This is a genomic window from Streptomyces olivoverticillatus, from assembly GCF_014203555.1.
GTDB lineage: Bacteria > Actinomycetota > Actinomycetes > Streptomycetales > Streptomycetaceae > Streptomyces > Streptomyces olivoverticillatus.
The window spans coordinates 443255-459236 of sequence record NZ_JACHJH010000005.1 but is presented as its reverse complement, the minus strand read 5'-3'; the positions used below and the strand labels follow the sequence as shown (position 1 = coordinate 459236).

Sequence of the window (15982 nt, the reverse complement as noted above, 5' to 3'; positions counted from 1 at the left end):
CGGTGCGGAGCCGTTCCGGAACCAGGGAGGCAGGGCCCATGTCAGGACCGCGACCCGTGCGGGCACCGCGAGGCACGCAGCTGAGCACCCAGGGCTGGCAGCAGGAAGCCGCGCTGCGGATGCTGCAGAACAACCTGGACCCGGAGGTCGCCGAGCACCCGGACAAGCTCGTCGTCTACGGCGGCACGGGCAAGGCGGCGCGCGACTGGCGGTCCTTCGACGCGATGGTCCGCACCCTGCAGACGCTCAAGCAGGACGAGACCATGCTGGTCCAGTCCGGCCGCCCGGTCGGCGTGATGCAGACCCACGAGTGGGCCCCGCGCGTACTGATCGCCAACTCCAACCTCGTCGGCGACTGGGCCAACTGGGAGGAGTTCCGCCGCCTGGAGGCCCTCGGCCTGACGATGTACGGGCAGATGACGGCCGGTTCCTGGATCTACATCGGCACCCAGGGCATCCTCCAGGGCACCTACGAGACGTTCGCGGCCGTCGCCGCCAAGAAGTTCGGCGGAACTCTCGCGGGGACGATCACGCTGACCGCCGGCCTCGGTGGCATGGGCGGCGCCCAGCCGCTGGCCGTCACCATGAACGACGGTGTCGCGATCTGCATCGACTGCGACCCGCGCGCGATCGAGCGCCGCATCGAGCACCGCTACCTGGACGTGAAGGCCGACTCGCTCGACCACGCCCTGCAGCTGGCCGTGGAGGCGCGCGACGCCCGCCGCCCGCTGTCCATCGGCGTCCTCGGCAACGCCGCCGAGCTGCTGCCGCAGCTGCTCGCGATGAACGCGCCCATCGACATCGTGACGGACCAGACCTCCGCCCACGACCCGCTCTCCTACCTGCCGCTCGGCGTCGACTTCGACGACATGGCCTCCTACGCCGCCGAGAAGCCGGCCGACTTCACGGTCCGGGCGCGCGAGTCGATGGCCAGGCACGTCGAGGCCATGGTCGGCTTCCAGGACGCGGGCGCCGAGGTCTTCGACTACGGCAACTCCATCCGCGGCGAGGCGCAGCTGGCGGGCTACGAGCGCGCCTTCGCCTTCCCCGGCTTCGTCCCCGCCTACATCCGGCCCCTCTTCTGCGAGGGCAAGGGCCCCTTCCGCTGGGCGGCGCTGTCCGGCGACCCGAAGGACATCGCGGCGACGGACAAGGCGATGCTCGAACTCTTCCCGGAGAACGAGTCCCTCGCGCGCTGGATCAAGATGGCCGGCGAGCGCGTCCACTTCCAGGGCCTGCCGGCCCGCATCTGCTGGCTCGGATACGGGGAGCGGGACCGCGCGGGCGAGCGCTTCAACGAGATGGTGGCGGACGGCACGCTGCAGGCCCCCCTCGTCATCGGCCGCGACCACCTCGACTGCGGCTCGGTCGCCTCGCCGTACCGCGAGACCGAGGCGATGCTCGACGGCTCCGACGCGATCGCGGACTGGCCGCTGCTCAACGCGATGGTCAACGTGGCGTCGGGTGCGTCGTGGGTCTCCCTCCACCACGGCGGCGGGGTCGGCATGGGCCGCTCCATCCACGCGGGCCAGGTCACGGTGGCCGACGGCACGGCGCTGGCGGGCGAGAAGATCCGCCGTGTTCTGACGAACGACCCGGGGATGGGGGTCATTCGGCACGTGGACGCGGGCTACGACATCGCGGAGTCGGTGGCGGAGGACCGCGGGGTCCGTATCCCGATGCGGGAGGGCGAGTGAGCAACGCTGCGGGCAATCGTCCCGCAGGGCGATGGGGGTACCTCCCAGGCCGTTCAGGCTCTGGGGGAGGGTGGGCGCAGCCCGACCACCGGGCCGCGCCCGAAGCGGGTGCCCCCGGTGGGGCAGACCGTGGGCTGCCGGGTGCGGGTCCGGGTGTGCCCACCTGTCCCGCCCCAGGCGGACGACTGCCCACACCCTCCTCGTTTCATGAGATGTGGCGCGACCTCGCGCCGATGGGCCGGAACCCCGAAAGCGGCGGTTACCGCCGATTCGCCTGGACCGGTGCCGACGCCGACTGCAGGTCGTGGTTTCAGGCGCAGGCCGAAAGCCGGGGCCTGGCCTACGAACTCGACCGGAACGGCAACCAGTGGGCCTGGCTCGGTGACCCCGCCGCCGGGGACGCCGTCGTCACCGGCTCGCATCTCGACTCCGTCCCCGACGGCGGCGCCTTCGACGGCCCCCTCGGCGTCGTCTCGTCCTTCGCCGCGCTCGACGAGCTCCGCGCCCGCGGCGCCCGGCCGAGCCGCCCCCTCGCCATCGTCAACTTCGGTGACGAGGAGGGCGCCCGCTTCGGCCTCGCCTGCGTCGGCTCCCGCCTGACCGCCGGGCAGCTCACGGCCGAGAAGGCCCACGCGCTGCGGGACGCCGAGGGGATCTCCCTCGCCCGGGCGATGGAGCGCGCCGGATACGACCCCGAGGCCATCGGGCCCGACCCCGAGCGCCTCGCCCGCATCGGCGCGTTCGTCGAACTCCACGTCGAGCAAGGCCGGGCCCTGGCAGAGACCCCGCACGCCGTGGGCGTCGCCTCCGCGATCTGGCCGCACGGCCGCTGGCGGTTCGACTTCCACGGCGAGGCCAACCACGCCGGCACCACCCGCATCGAGGACCGCCGCGACCCAATGCTCACCTACGCCAACACCGTGCTGGCCGCCCGCAAGAAGGCACGGCTCGCCGGGGCCCTGGCCACCTTCGGGAAGGTGAGCGTCGAGCCCAACGGCGTCAACGCCATCGCCTCCCTCGTCCGCGGCTGGCTGGACTCCCGCGCCGCCGACGAGGAGACCCTCGCCGAGGTCGTCGGCGAGATCGAGCGCGCCGCCGTCGAACGGGGCGAGCGCGACGGCGTCGGCGTCCGCGTCACCCGGGAATCCTTCACCCCCGTCGTGGAGTTCGCGCACGGCCTCCGCGACGAGCTGGCGAAACTGCTCGGCGGCGTCCCCGTGCTGCCCACGGGCGCGGGCCACGACGCGGGTATTTTGTCCGGCACCGTCCCCACCGCCATGCTGTTCGTGCGCAACCCCACCGGCGTCTCCCACTCCCCCGCCGAAACGGCGGCCGAGGACGACTGCGTGGCCGGGGTGGCCGCACTCGCCGATGTACTGGAGGGCCTCGCGTGCAGGTGACCTACTGGGCCGAGCACGCCTGGCTCGGCGCCTCGGTCGAGCCGGGCGTGGCCGTCGACGTCACCGACGGACGGATCACGGCCGTACGCACCGACGTCCCGGCCCCGCCGCCGGGCGCGGTCGCCCTGCGCGGGCTGACCCTGCCGGGGCTGGCGAACAGCCATTCCCATGCGTTCCACCGCGCTCTGCGGGGTGTTGTGCAGGCGGCACCCGACTCCACCCTCCCCGGACTGGCCAACGCGCACAGCCACGCGGGGTCACCTCCGCCTGCGCGGAGCGCGAGCCGGGCGCCTGATTCATTCTGGACGTGGCGCAACGTCATGTACGGCATTGCCGACAGACTCACCCCCGAAAATTACTTCGCCCTCGCCCGCGCCGCCTACGCCGAGATGGCCCTGGCCGGCATCACCTGCGTCGGCGAATTCCACTACCTGCACCACGCCCCGGGCGGCACCCCCTACTCCGACCCCAACGCCATGGGCGAAGCCCTCATGGCGGCCGCCGCCGACGCCGGCATCCGCATCACCCTCCTCGACACCGCCTATCTCTCCGCCGGCATAGGAGATGGACGCAGCGGGGAAGCCCCGAACCCCCACCAGCTCCGCTTCTCCGACGGCACGGCCGCCGCCTGGGCCGAGCGCGTCAGCGCCCTCAAGCCCGCCGGACCGCACGCCCACATCGGCGCGGCCGTGCACTCCGTGCGCGCCGTGCCCGCCGCCGAGCTGTCCACCGTCGCCGACTGGGCCGCCGAGCGCGAAGCACCCCTGCACGTCCACCTCTCGGAGCAGACCGCCGAGAACGACGCCTGCCACGCCGCGCACGGCCGCACGCCCACCCGGCTCCTCGCCGACCACGGCGTGCTCGGCCCGCGCACCACCGCCGTGCACGCCACGCACCTCACCGACGAGGACATCTCCCTCCTCGGCGGCTCCCGCACCGGCATCTGCATGTGCCCCACCACCGAACGCGACCTCGCCGACGGCATCGGCCCCGCCGTCGCCCTCCAGAGGGCCGGCAGTCCGCTCTCCCTCGGCAGCGACAGCCACGCCGTCATCGACCTGTTCGAAGAGGCCCGCGCCATGGAGCTCGACGAGCGCCTGCGCACCCGCACCCGCGGTCACTGGACCGCCGCCGCCCTCCTGCGCGCCGCGACCGCCGACGGCCACGCCTCGCTCGGCTGGGACGAGGCGGGCCGGATCGAGCCGGGCGCGCTCGCGGACTTCACGACGGTCGCGCTGGACTCCGTCCGTACGGCCGGACCCCCTGCGCGGCTGGGTGCCGAGACGGCGGTATTCGCCGCGACCGGCGCAGACGTCCGGCACACGGTCGTCGGAGGCCGGCACGTCGTGCGCGACGGGGTGCACCAGCTCGTACCCGACGTACCGCGAGCGCTGGCCGACTCCATCGCCGCCCTGAGCGGCTGACGCCGAGGACCGGAGCAAGCATGAGCACGGCAATCATCAACATCAGCAGTCTCGTCACCAACGACCCCTCCCTCGGTGAAGGCCCCCTCGGCCTGATCCAGGACGCAGCGGTCGTCATCGACGACGACCGCATCGCCTGGGTCGGTGGGACAAGCAAAGCACCCGCCACTGACAACGCCGTCGACGCCGGCGGCCGGGCCGCCCTCCCCGGCTTCGTCGACTCCCACTCCCACCTGGTCTTCGCGGGCGATCGCACGGCCGAGTTCAACGCACGGATGTCCGGGCAGAGTTACAGCGCGGGCGGCATCCGCACCACCGTCGCCGCCACCCGCGCCGCCACGGACGAGGAGCTGGAGGCCAACCTCCTGCGCTATCTCCGTGAGGGCCTGCGCCAGGGCACGACCACGCTGGAGACCAAGTCCGGCTACGGCCTGACGACCCGGGACGAGGCCCGCGCCCTGCGCATCGCCGCGGCCCACACCGAGGAGGTCACCTACCTGGGGGCGCACATCGTGGCCCCCGAGTTCGCGGACGACCCCGCGGGCTATGTGGAGCTGGTCACCGGCGGGATGCTCGACGCGTGCGCGCCCCACGCCCGCTGGGTCGACGTCTTCTGCGAGAAGGGCGCCTTCGACGGGGACCAGGCCCGTACGATCCTGGAGGCCGGCCGGGCCCGGGGCCTGACCCCGCGCGTCCACGCCAACCAGCTGGGCCACGGCCCGGGCGTACAGCTGGCCGTGGAGCTGGGCGCCGCCTCGGCGGACCACTGCACCCACCTCACCGACGCCGACGTCGACGCCCTGGCCCAGGGCGGGACGGTCGCCACGCTGCTGCCCGGCGCGGAGTTCTCCACCCGCGCCCAGTGGCCCGACGCGCGCCGTCTCCTCGACGCGGGCGTCACAGTGGCGCTCTCCACCGACTGCAACCCCGGCTCGTCGTTCACCTCGTCCGTGCCGTTCTGCATCGCCCTCGCCGTCCGCGACATGGGCATGACCCCCGACGAGGCGGTGTGGTCGGCGACGGCGGGTGGCGCCGCTGCCCTGCGCCGCAGCGACATCGGCCGGCTGGCCCCGGGCACCCGGGCCGACCTGCTGCTGCTGGACGCCCCCAGCCACGTCCACCTCGCCTACCGGCCGGGGGTGCCGCTGGTCTCGGCCGTCTGGCAGCGGGGCGTTCGCGCGCTCTGACACCGCTCTCACCGGCCGCGCCGAAGAGACCGCGGCCGGTGCGGAGCGGCAAGCCTCAGGAGGCCCGCTGCAGCAGCCAGGCGTTCGGCGTGAAGGACGGGTTGACGAAGGCCTGGCAGCTGCTGGTGTAGTAGGTCTGCAGCTTGATCCAGCCCTTCGGCGGGAGCGTGGTGGCACAGGCGTTGACCTGGCTGCCGACCGGAAGACCGTCCACCTGCTTGATCATCTTGATGTTCGGGCTCAAGGACCCGCCACCGCACGAAGCGTTGACGCCCCAATTCACGTCGACCCAGCCGTCCGGCGTCATCGAATTGGCGCAGACCGTACGGGTCTCGCCCGGCGACGCCTGTGCGGGGCTCGCCGCGACGGACGCGAAGAGCGCCGCCCCGAGTACTGCCAGACCTGCCGTGCGGAACCGTCTCATGGAGCGTCTCCCAGCCATCGAAGAGTGCACTGACGGAAATTCAGTGCGGGCAGTGAGCATTCAATGGCGCATGTGAAGCATGCGGGGAGAGTGTTTTCGGCCTCAGATGGCTTTCCCTTCAAGCCACGACACGTGCCAAAACCACTGCGCTTGCCAAAAACCACTGCGCCGCACGGGATTTCCCGTGCGGCACACAGCGTGGCGGTGCTGCCCTGACAGGCCCGTCGGCGGTCACTCCTCGGTCATCAGCCCCCGGCGCAACCGCACCAGGGTGCGCGACAGCAGCCGCGAGACGTGCATCTGCGAGACGCCGAGCTCCTCGCCGATCTCCGACTGCGTCATGTTGGCCACGAAGCGCAGGGAGAGGATCCGCCGTTCGCGCGGGGGGAGTTCAGCGATCAGCGGCTTGAGCGACTCGACGTACTCGATGCCCTCCAGACCGTGGTCCTCGTAGCCGATGCGGTCCGACAGCGAGCCCTCGGTGTCGTCCTCCTCGGCCTGGGCGTCCAGCGAGCTCGCGGTGTAGGCGTTGCTCGCGGCCATGCCCTCGACGACCTCTTCCTCGGCGATGCCGAGGCGCTCGGCCAGCTCGCCGACGGTCGGGGAGCGGTCCAGCTGCTGCGCCAGCTCGTCGCCGGCCTTGGCCAGGTCGAGGCGGAGCTCCTGGAGCCGCCGGGGCACCCGGACCGACCAGCTGGTGTCGCGGAAGAAGCGCTTGATCTCGCCGATGATCGTCGGCATCGCGAAGGTGGGGAATTCGACGCCCCGGCTGAGCTCGAAGCGGTCGATGGCCTTGATCAGGCCGATCGTGCCGACCTGGACGATGTCCTCCATCGGCTCGCTGCGCGTACGGAACCGGGAGGCGGCGAACTTCACCAGCGCGAGGTTCAGCTCCACCAGGGTGTTCCGTACGTAGGCGTACTCGTGGGTGCCCTCTTCGAGCTCCGTGAGGCGGGCGAAGAGCGTCTTGGACAGTGCGCGCGCGTCGACGGCGCCCACTTCGTCGTACGGCGGGATCTCGGGGAGCCCGGCGAGACCGGGATCACGGTGTTCGGGCGGGGTTGCCGACGAGGCCGTCTCCCGAGACTCCGGGGCAACCGCGCCCTGCAGGGCCACGGAAGCGGAATCGGAACGCTTTTCGTCGAGCCGGGGTGACATAGTCTCCTCCATCATTTCTCGGCATAAGGCTGCCGAAGCCGTGCACCTTTGCTGCGGTTTGCGGCGCCTCCAAAGCCGTCCGTGGTGGATGTGTCTCTACTAGCCCTACCCGTCTTTGCCTTCATATCGCAAGTGCCGCATGTCCGCTTCTCCCTAATTTGTCGGAACCTCGGCTTCCGGACGACCGTATGAAAGGCGTAGGGTTTTCCCTGCGCCACGCGGGAACACCACGAAGGCACGAAGGGAAGCGCATGGATCGCGGAATGGTCGGCAGCGCAAGCAAAGGCCGGCTGCATGTGGAGGTCCGGCGCCACGGCGTCAGCTCCGTCGTCTCGGCGGCGGGTGAGCTCGATCACCACACCGCGGAGCTCCTGCGCGAGCCCCTGGAGGCCTGTGTCCGCGACGGTGACGCACGCGTGGTCGTCGACTGCTCGCAGCTGGAATTCTGCGACTCCACGGGGCTGAACGTACTGCTCGGCGCCCGGCTGAAGGCCGAGGCCGTGGGCGGCTCCATACATCTCGCCTCGATGCGTCCCGTGGTCGCCCGGGTATTCGAGATCACGGGCGCGGGGGCCGTCTTCACCCTGCACGACACGCTCGATTCGGCTCTCGCCGACTGACCCTCTCGGCACTCCCCCCGTTATTCGTGTCACAGGCGTTGCCTGCGTCACAGCCCCGGCACCGATTCAGTGGGTGTTCTCACGGTTCGGCCGGGCAGGAGAGTGCTGAAATCCGTTCTTGTGCGAGATGACCAACAATTCTGACTCGGTGAACCGGTGAGGTGAAGCGCTGATGAGCACCACGCGGCCGTGCCCGCCGCCGGACGGCCAAGGTCCGCGGGCGGAGGGCGCCACCTCTGCCGAGCCCCCGCCGGACCGCACGCCGTCCCGTCGGCTGCACCTGGTCGGCGCCAGCGGCGCCGTGCCGCTCTCCCGTGACTTCACCCGGCAGGCCCTGCACGACTGGGGCTGGCTGCCGGCGGTCTCGGCGGACCACCGGGCCGCCGCGGAGGACGTCCTGCTGGTCGTCTCCGAGCTCGTCACCAACGCCTGCCTGCACGCGGACGGCCCGGAAGAGCTCCGGGTGATCCGCACGGGCAAGGTGCTGCGGCTGGAGGTCACCGATCTCGGCTCCGGCACGCCCTCACCCCGCACCCCGCACCGCGCCGGGCGCCCCGGCGGGCACGGCATGTTCATCGTGCAGCGCCTCTGCCTGGACTGGGGGGTCGTGCGCCGCGACGGCGGCGTCGGCAAGACGGTCTGGGCGGAGCTGGCAGCACCTTCCTGAGCCACACCCCATCGCACGCCCCGGCCTCCGCGCTGGTCCACCGGGGTCATACCCCGGTATCACACGCGAGTTGGCACCGCCGTATGACGCGGCGTCACCCCCGGCGTCCCTAAGGTCGGCGTTATCAGCCGAGCAGTGGGAGGAGCCGATCATGCCGGGGTACGAGCGTGGTGAGCGGGGACTGCGGCGGCGCGCCCTGGTGGCGGCCGGGGTGCTCGCCCTGACCGGGATCCTGGGCGCGTACGCCCCCGGCGCACAGGCGAGCGGCAAGCCCGCCACCGCAACAGGCGCCCCGCAGACCCGGCTGCCCCGGCCCACCGGCCCGTACGCCGTCGGCACCACCACCCGACACCTGGTCGACACCCGGCGCAAGGACCCCTGGCACCCCGAGCGCGGGCACCGCGAAGTCATGATCGGCATCTGGTACCCGGCGGCCCGGCCCGGCTGGCGGAGCGCCCCCGCCCCTCACGCCGCCCGCACCGCGCCCCACATGGAGCCCCACGCCGCGGCCCACTTCGGCTCCCCCGAGGGCGCGGGCCCACTCAACTACGGCGTGCCGGCCGGGGCCATCGACTGGGCCGCCACCCGCACCCACGCCCGCGTGGACGCGCCCCTGGTGCGCGGGGCGGGCAAGCGGCCGGTCGTGCTCTACTCCGCGGGCCTCGGCGACCCCCGCACCTGGAACACCTCGCTGGTGGAGGAGCTGGCCTCGCGCGGCTACGTGGTCGTCACCGTCGACCACACCTACGACGCCTCCGAGGTCGCCCTGCCCGGCGGGCGCAGCGGCGGCCGGCTGGCGGAATCCGTCCTCCCGGCGCTGGCCGCGAAGCCGGGCACGGACGTCGGCGCGGTGCTGCGCAAGGCCATGAAGGCGCGTGTCGACGACACCCGCTTCGTGCTGGACACCCTGCAGAGCCGGTCCCGGCGGCTGGGCCTGCCGGGCGGGCTGGCGGAGGGCATGGAGCTGCGCAAGGTGGGCATGGTGGGCCACTCGGCGGGCGGCTTCACGGCGCTGCAGACCATGCACGACGACCGGCGGATCGCCGCCGCGGTCAACATGGACGGCACGCTGGAGTTCCCCGGGCCGGACGGCAGGGGCGGAGAGCTGGGCAACGTCGCCCAAGAGGGCGTGGACCGGCCGTTCCTGCTGATGGGCACGGACGAGCCGGACTCGGGCGACCACCGGCACCAGCGGTCCTGGGCGGCGCTGTGGGAGCACTCGACGGGGTGGCGGGGCGACATGGTGCTCGACGGGTCGCGGCACGGGGCGTACACGGACGCGGCGGCGCTGCTGCCCGCGCTGGCGGAGCGGCACGTGGTGCCGTGGGAGACGGTGCGCAAGGACGTCGGGACGATGCGCCCGGAGCGGGCGGTGGCAGAGACCCGCACCCGCGTCGTGGCGTTCCTCAAGCGGTTCCTGCCCGCTCCCTGACCGGGCACGCGGCAGAGCCCGCTATTCGGCGAACAGCCCCCGCGCGGCGGCCTTCGCGTCGAACTCCTCCAGCCGCGCCTGCGCGTCCGGCAGCGCGTCACACATCGCCTCCAGCAGCACCCGGCCCAGCAGCATCGGCGCGCAGGCCGTGTCGAAGGCCAGGCCCGTGCCGACGGCGGCGGGCAGCAGGACGTCGCTGTACCGCGCCACCGGCGCGAAGGTGGAGTCGGCGACGGTCACGACCGTCAGGCCCGCGCCCTGCGCGTACTCCAGCGCCTCCACCACCTCGCGCGGATGCCGCGGCAGCGCGAAGCACAGCAGCGCGCTCGCCCCGGCCCGCACCGCCCCGTCGATCCGGTCGACGAGCAACGTGCCGCCCTCGTCGAGGAGCCGGACGTCGGGGTGGACCTTGCGCGCGAAGTAGGCGAAGCCCGCGGCCTGCGCGGTGGCGGCGCGCAGGCCGAGCACCGGCAGCGGCCGGGAGGCGGCCAGCAGCCGCCCGGCGCGGGCGACCGGGGCGGGGTCGGCGAGCAGCGAGGCCAGGTGCCGCAGGTTGTCGATCTCGGCGTGGACGGCCTGCTGGTACTCGTTGTACGAGCGCTCGCCGGGCTCCTCGGCCGCGGGCGCGACGTCCCGCAGGTGCCTGCGCAGCGCGGGGTAGCCGTCGAAGCCCAGGGCGACCGCGAAGCGGGTCACGGACGGCTGGCTGACCCCGGCGAGCTCGGCGAGCTCGACGCTGGAGAGGAAGGGCGCGTCGGAGGCCCTGCGCACCATGCAGTGCGCGATGCGGCGCTGCGTGGGCGTCAGCCGGTGCCCCTCGAAGAGCTTCTGCAGCCGCGCGGTGGCCTCCACCTCGCCCGCGGTCTCGCCCATCGGCCCTCCTCGCCGGGTCACGGACAGGCCTTTCATTCGGCCTCTGTCCTGCATGGAATTATGCAGTGCGCGGGCGGCGGCTCACAGCGGCGGCAGCAGCTTCTTCTGCGGCTTGCCCATCGCGTTGCGCGGCAGCGCCTCGACGAAGCGGATCCGGCGCGGGCGCTTGTGCACGGACAGGTGCCCGGCCACGAAGTCGATCAGCGCCTGCTCGCCCACCCCCTCGGCCACCACATAGGCGACGATCTCCTGGCCGAGGTCCTCGTGCGGCACCCCCACGACCGCGGCCTCGGCGACGGCCGGGTGGTCCAGCAGCGCGTTCTCCACCTCGCCCGCGCCGATGCGGTAGCCGCCCGACTTGATCAGGTCGGTGGAGGCGCGGCCGACGATGCGGTGGGTGCCGTCCGGCTCGATCGCCGCGATGTCGCCCGTACGGAACCAGCCGTCGGCGGTGTACGCGGCCGCCGTGGCCTCCGCGCGGCCGAGGTACCCGGCGAACAGCGTCGGCCCGCTCACCTCGAGCTCGCCGATGCCGCCCTCCTCCGCCGCCTCGGCGATCCGGGTCCGCACGCCCGCGAGCGGGTGCCCCACGACGCCCTGGCGACGCTCCCCGGCGGCCCGGGTGGAGACGGTGATGAGGGTTTCGGTCATGCCGTAGCGCTCGACGGGCCGCTGCCCGGTGAGCGCCTCCAGGTCCCGGAAGACGGGGGCGGGCAGGGCCGCGCTGCCCGACACCAGCAGCCGCGCGCCGGCCAGCGCCCGGGCGGCGGACGGCTCGCGCACGATACGGGACCAGACGGTGGGCACCCCGAAGTACAGGCTGCCGCCCGCCGCCGCGTACGCCTGGGGCGTGGGGCGGCCGGTGTGCACCAGGCGGCAGCCGGTGCGCAGGGCGCCCAGGACGCCCAGGACGAGGCCGTGGACGTGGAAGAGCGGCAGGCCGTGCACGAGGGTGTCGTCGGCGGTCCACTGCCAGGCGTCGGCGACGGCGTCCAGGCCCGCGGCGACCGCCCCGCGCGGGATGAGCGCGCCCTTGGGGGCGCCCGTCGTGCCGGAGGTGTAGAGCACGAAGGCCGGCGCCTTCGCGTCCGCCTCGGCGCCGGAGTACGAGCCGCGCGCGGCGAGGTCCACCGGTACATCCTGACCCAGGATCAGCTCCGCGCCGGAGTCGCGCAGGATGTGCTCGCGCTCGGCGGGCCCCGCGTCCGGCGGCACGGGCACCACGGGCACCCCGGCGAGCAGGCCGCCCACCACCGCCACGACCGTCTCCAGCGTCGCCTCGGCGGGCACGGCCACCGAGGCCGCCCCGGCGATGCGGGAGGCCACCGCGGCCGCGGCGCCCAGCAGTTCCTCCCGGGAGCAGGACCGGCCGGCGACCGTCAGGGCGTCCGGCCGGTCGGCGGCGCCGGGTGCGGCGAGCGACGACAGCAGAGGTTCCGTCACGGACTGCTCCTTCCACGGGGGCCCTCGGCGACCCGGGGTCCCCCCACTGCGGATACGGGTGCTAGCCCCACCGACGTGGGACTCCCGCAGACCGTACCGTCGACGTCATGATGGCCCGCGACCCCGATCTGAAGAAGGACCTCGACGCGACCCTGCAGACCCGCAAGGAACTGGGGGCGGAGTACGAGGCAGAGCTCATCGAATCGTTCCTGGAGAAGGTCGAGCACCGCATCGAGCAGAAGCTGGACGGCACGGTGGACCGGCGGGTGCGCCGGCACCTGGCCGAGCAGCAGATGGACGCGGCACGGGGCGCCCACCCGCGCACCGGGAACGGCCTGGGCACCGGCTCGTTCGGGGAGCGCTTCGGCTTCGCCGCGGTCTCGCTGGTGCTGGCCGTGCCGCTGTCCGCCATCGGCGCGGTCAACGCCCACCTGCCGGGGCTGCTGGTGACATGGGCGGGCATCGTCGGCGTCAACGTCGCCCAGGCGGCGGGCGGTGCGCCATGGCTGCGCCGCCGCGAGCGGCGGGAGCAGGAGTCCGACTGGGCGTGAGCCCGTGCGCGGGTGGGCCGTCGCCCGAAGCCGTGCGGCCCGGACGCGCCGGCGGAGCGTGAGCCCGTGCGCGGGGGGCCGCCGCACCCCGGCCGGAGCCGGGGTCGGGACGGCGGCGGTCCCCCGACGGGGACGGGGCCCGGCCCCGGGTACGGGGCCGGACGCCGCGTCCGGACGGCCAGGGAGTCCGGGAGCCGCTCCGAAGTCCCACCGTCGCATTCGGGCGCCGGTCCGGGAGCGAATCCCGGGCCGACGCCCTTACTATGACCGGCCGTTGTTAAGCCCGTGCTGCGTACACGTGACGCATACGCACCTTTGACGGACCGTCCGGCGACCGCAGCGGCTACTTGGCGCCGTTCTCCCCGGCCAGGAAGGCCAGCAGGTCCTGACGGCTCACCACGCCCGTCGGCTTGCCCTCGACCAGCACGATCGCCGCGTCCGCGGTGCCCAGCACGGCCATCAGGTCGGCGACCGGCTCGCCGGAGCCGACCTGCGGCAGCGGCGCGCTCATGTGCTTCTCCAGCGGGTCGGCGAGCGAGGCGCGCTGGGCGAACAGGGCGTCCAGCAGGTCGCGTTCGACGACCGAGCCGATGACCTCGGCGGCCATCACGTCCGGGTGGCCGGCGCCCGGCTTGACGATCGGCATCTGCGAGACGCCGTACTCGCGCAGCACCTCGATCGCCTCGCCGACCGTCTCCTCCGGGTGCATGTGCACCAGCGAGGGCAGGTCGCCCTCCTTGCGGCGCAGGACGTCGGCGACGCGGGCGGTGGCACCGCCCTCCTCCAGGAAGCCGTAGTCCGCCATCCACTCGTCATTGAAGATCTTGCTGAGGTAGCCGCGGCCGCTGTCCGGCAGCAGGACGACGACCACGTCGTCCGGGCCGAGGCGCTCGGCGACGCGCAGCGCCGCCACCACCGCCATGCCGCAGGAGCCGCCCACCAGGAGGCCCTCCTCCTTGGCCAGACGGCGCGTCATCTGGAAGGCGTCCTTGTCGGAGACCGCGACGATCTCGTCGGCCACCGTCTGGTCGTAGGCGGTGGGCCAGAAGTCCTCGCCGACTCCCTCGATCAGGTACGGACGGCCCGAACCGCCGCTGTAGACCGAGCCCTCCGGGTCCGCGCCGACGACCTGGACCTTGCCGTCGCTGGCCTCCTTGAGGTAGCGGCCGGTGCCGCTGATGGTGCCGCCGGTGCCCACGCCCGCCACAAAGTGGGTGATCTTCCCCTCGGTCTGCTCCCAGAGCTCGGGACCGGTGGAGTGGTAGTGCGAGAGGGGGTTGTTGGGGTTGGAGTACTGGTCGGGCTTCCAGGCGTTGGGGGTCTCGCGCACCAGGCGGTCGGAGACGTTGTAGTAGGAGTCCGGGTGCTCGGGGTCGACCGCGGTGGGGCAGACCACGACCTCGGCGCCGTACGCGCGCAGCACGTTGATCTTGTCGGTGGAGACCTTGTCCGGGCAGACGAAGATGCACTTGTAGCCCTTTTGCTGGGCCACGATGGCCAGGCCCACGCCGGTGTTGCCGGACGTCGGCTCGACGATCGTGCCGCCCGGCTTGAGCTCCCCGGACTTCTCCGCGGCCTCGATCATCCGCAGGGCGATGCGGTCCTTCACGGATCCGCCGGGGTTGAAGTACTCGACCTTGGCAAGAACGGTGGCCCGAATGCCGTCGGTCACGTTGTTGAGCTTCACCAGCGGGGTATTGCCAACAAGCTCAATCATCGAGTCGTGAAACTGCACGGTGATCTCCGCGGTCGGGGGCACTAGCGGTTCGTCGCGTGCCCGTACTGCCAGCCTATTGCGCGGTCGGCCGGCTCAGTGACGCGTTGTGTGCGACAGCACTCGGGGCAACCTGCTCATAGCGTGCACTGGCAAGGGTGCGCCGGGTTCGTGAAGCTTTTATGAAGCGTTTGTAAAACGGGTTTCCGTAAGCGGAGGAGGCCGGTCGATGTCCATGTCGAGGGCGAGGGCCGCACGCCGTATCGCGGCTGCGGCGGCGTACGGCGGCGGCGGGGTCGGCCTGCTGGGCGGGGCGGCGTTCGGGGTGCTGCTCACGGAGGTGGCGCTGGCCCGGCGGGTGGTCGGCGGGGCGGGTGACGCGCCGCCGCACGCCGACGGGCGCTACGGCTCGGCCTTCGTCCACCGGCTGGGGCGCGAGCCGCTGCTGCTGGGCGTGCTGGGCGACTCCACCGCGGCGGGGCAGGGCGTGCACCGGCCGCGGCAGACGCCGGGGGCGCTGCTGGCGACGGGCCTCGCTGCGGTGGCGGAGCGGCCGGTGGTGCTGCACAACGTGGCGCTTTCCGGGGCGCAGTCCTACGACCTGGAGCGGCAGGTCACCCAGATCCTCTCCGACCCCGAGCGGAAGCCCGACGTGTGCGTGATCATGATCGGCGCGAACGACGTGACGCACCGGGTGCCCTTCGCCCGCTCGGTGCGGCTGCTGGCCGACGCGGTGCACCGGTTGCGGGACGCGGGGTGCGAGGTGGTGGTGGGGACGTGCCCGGACCTGGGCACGATCGAGCCCGTGTACCAGCCGCTGCGGTGGCTGGCACGGCGGCTGAGCCGGCATCTCGCCGCCGCGCAGACGATAGCGGTGGTGGAGGCCGGCGGGCGGACGGTGTCGCTGGGCGACCTGCTGGGGCCGGAGTTCGCGGCGAACCCCCGGGAGCTGTTCGGGCCGGACAACTACCACCCGTCGGCGGAGGGGTACGCCACGGCGGCGATGGCGGTGCTGCCGACGCTGTGCGCGGTGCTGGGGCTGTGGCCGGAGGACGAGCGGCCGGACGCGGCGCGGCGCGAGGGCATCCTGCCGGTGGACCGTGCGGCGGCCGCGGCTGCGGCGGAGGGCGGTACGGAGGTCACGGCTGCGGCACGCGGGCGCTGGGCCCTGCTCAAGCACCGCAAGCGGCGGCGGGTACCGGTGAGCGGGGTGGAGGCGGGGCCGTCTGCGGGTCGGGGCCGGGGTGGGGCGGACCCCTCTGGGGGCTGGATTATTTACGGCAACGGTCCCCGTTGAACGTCCATGGACAGTCGCCGCAAATAACCCTTACGCCCCCTGCCGGGGTCCGCCCCACCCCGGCCCCTCAGGCCGGATGGCCCCCGCCCGCCCCT

14 protein-coding genes are annotated in these 15982 nt (G+C 73.0%); 9 read left to right on the top strand and 5 right to left on the bottom strand.

The window, feature by feature from the left end; genetic code table 11:
- Positions 1-38: 38 nt before the first annotated feature.
- The 4 genes from hutU to hutI all read left to right on the top strand — a co-directional run bounded on the left by hutU (position 39) and on the right by hutI (position 5708).
- A complete protein-coding gene (gene hutU, locus FHS39_RS19225; protein WP_184350567.1) occupies positions 39-1697 on the top strand; it encodes a urocanate hydratase in 1659 nt (552 codons plus the stop codon).
- A 212-nt stretch (positions 1698-1909) separates the two neighbouring features.
- On the top strand, positions 1910-3097 hold the full coding sequence (locus FHS39_RS19220; RefSeq protein WP_184350566.1) for an allantoate amidohydrolase: 1188 nt from the start codon (positions 1910-1912) through the stop codon (positions 3095-3097).
- Positions 3088-4521 (top strand): formimidoylglutamate deiminase, encoded by a 1434-nt coding sequence (locus FHS39_RS19215; protein WP_184350565.1) that lies wholly within the window; start codon positions 3088-3090, stop codon positions 4519-4521. The genes FHS39_RS19220 and FHS39_RS19215 overlap by 10 nt, the downstream gene beginning before the upstream one ends.
- Before the next feature lie 20 nt (positions 4522-4541).
- Positions 4542-5708: an imidazolonepropionase gene (hutI, locus tag FHS39_RS19210; RefSeq protein ID WP_184350564.1), complete on the top strand. Its 1167-nt coding sequence runs from the start codon at positions 4542-4544 to the stop codon at positions 5706-5708.
- A 55-nt stretch (positions 5709-5763) separates the two neighbouring features.
- Here hutI and FHS39_RS19205 read toward each other — a convergent pair whose 3' ends face one another.
- Both FHS39_RS19205 and FHS39_RS19200 read right to left on the bottom strand, forming a co-directional pair.
- A complete protein-coding gene (locus FHS39_RS19205) occupies positions 5764-6132 on the bottom strand; it encodes a hypothetical protein (RefSeq protein ID WP_184350563.1) in 369 nt (122 codons plus the stop codon).
- Positions 6133-6363: 231 nt separating this feature from the next.
- Positions 6364-7290 (bottom strand): RNA polymerase sigma factor SigF, encoded by a 927-nt coding sequence (locus tag FHS39_RS19200; protein ID WP_425507793.1) that lies wholly within the window; start codon positions 7288-7290, stop codon positions 6364-6366.
- Between the two features lie 251 nt (positions 7291-7541).
- Here FHS39_RS19200 and FHS39_RS19195 point away from each other — a divergent pair, with 251 nt between their 5' ends.
- The 3 genes from FHS39_RS19195 to FHS39_RS19185 all read left to right on the top strand — a co-directional run bounded on the left by FHS39_RS19195 (position 7542) and on the right by FHS39_RS19185 (position 10009).
- Positions 7542-7910 (top strand): STAS domain-containing protein, encoded by a 369-nt coding sequence (locus FHS39_RS19195; protein ID WP_184350562.1) that lies wholly within the window; start codon positions 7542-7544, stop codon positions 7908-7910.
- Between the two features lie 172 nt (positions 7911-8082).
- Positions 8083-8577: an ATP-binding protein gene (locus FHS39_RS19190; RefSeq protein ID WP_184350561.1), complete on the top strand. Its 495-nt coding sequence runs from the start codon at positions 8083-8085 to the stop codon at positions 8575-8577.
- 151 nt (positions 8578-8728) lie between these two features.
- A complete protein-coding gene (locus tag FHS39_RS19185; protein WP_184350560.1) occupies positions 8729-10009 on the top strand; it encodes an alpha/beta hydrolase family protein in 1281 nt (426 codons plus the stop codon).
- A gap of 21 nt (positions 10010-10030) precedes the next feature.
- Here FHS39_RS19185 and FHS39_RS19180 read toward each other — a convergent pair whose 3' ends face one another.
- Positions 10031-10882, bottom strand: a complete 852-nt coding sequence (locus FHS39_RS19180) for a MurR/RpiR family transcriptional regulator (RefSeq protein WP_184350559.1) — start codon at positions 10880-10882, stop codon at positions 10031-10033.
- Between the two features lie 81 nt (positions 10883-10963).
- Positions 10964-12325, bottom strand: coding sequence for an AMP-binding protein (locus FHS39_RS19175; RefSeq protein WP_184350558.1), 1362 nt, complete (start codon positions 12323-12325; stop codon positions 10964-10966).
- 107 nt (positions 12326-12432) lie between these two features.
- Here FHS39_RS19175 and FHS39_RS19170 point away from each other — a divergent pair, with 107 nt between their 5' ends.
- On the top strand, positions 12433-12876 hold the full coding sequence (locus FHS39_RS19170; protein ID WP_184350557.1) for a hypothetical protein: 444 nt from the start codon (positions 12433-12435) through the stop codon (positions 12874-12876).
- A gap of 343 nt (positions 12877-13219) precedes the next feature.
- Here FHS39_RS19170 and FHS39_RS19165 read toward each other — a convergent pair whose 3' ends face one another.
- Positions 13220-14611 (bottom strand): cystathionine beta-synthase, encoded by a 1392-nt coding sequence (locus FHS39_RS19165; RefSeq protein ID WP_184350556.1) that lies wholly within the window; start codon positions 14609-14611, stop codon positions 13220-13222.
- 208 nt (positions 14612-14819) lie between these two features.
- Here FHS39_RS19165 and FHS39_RS19160 point away from each other — a divergent pair, with 208 nt between their 5' ends.
- Entirely contained in the window at positions 14820-15887 is a 1068-nt protein-coding gene (locus FHS39_RS19160; RefSeq protein ID WP_184350555.1) for an SGNH/GDSL hydrolase family protein, read from the top strand.
- Positions 15888-15982: the final 95 nt, after the last annotated feature.

Coding starts and splice junctions, on each gene's coding strand:
- hutU (WP_184350567.1), top strand. CDS start 39: ATGTCAGGACCGCGACCCGTGCGGGCACCGCGAGGCACGCAGCTGAGC.
- FHS39_RS19220 (WP_184350566.1), top strand. CDS start 1,910: ATGTGGCGCGACCTCGCGCCGATGGGCCGGAACCCCGAAAGCGGCGGT.
- hutI (WP_184350564.1), top strand. CDS start 4,542: ATGAGCACGGCAATCATCAACATCAGCAGTCTCGTCACCAACGACCCC.
- FHS39_RS19205 (WP_184350563.1), bottom strand. CDS start 6,132: ATGAGACGGTTCCGCACGGCAGGTCTGGCAGTACTCGGGGCGGCGCTC.
- FHS39_RS19200 (WP_425507793.1), bottom strand. CDS start 7,290: ATGTCACCCCGGCTCGACGAAAAGCGTTCCGATTCCGCTTCCGTGGCC.
- FHS39_RS19195 (WP_184350562.1), top strand. CDS start 7,542: ATGGATCGCGGAATGGTCGGCAGCGCAAGCAAAGGCCGGCTGCATGTG.
- FHS39_RS19190 (WP_184350561.1), top strand. CDS start 8,083: ATGAGCACCACGCGGCCGTGCCCGCCGCCGGACGGCCAAGGTCCGCGG.
- FHS39_RS19185 (WP_184350560.1), top strand. CDS start 8,729: ATGCCGGGGTACGAGCGTGGTGAGCGGGGACTGCGGCGGCGCGCCCTG.
- FHS39_RS19180 (WP_184350559.1), bottom strand. CDS start 10,882: ATGGGCGAGACCGCGGGCGAGGTGGAGGCCACCGCGCGGCTGCAGAAG.
- FHS39_RS19170 (WP_184350557.1), top strand. CDS start 12,433: ATGATGGCCCGCGACCCCGATCTGAAGAAGGACCTCGACGCGACCCTG.
- FHS39_RS19160 (WP_184350555.1), top strand. CDS start 14,820: ATGTCCATGTCGAGGGCGAGGGCCGCACGCCGTATCGCGGCTGCGGCG.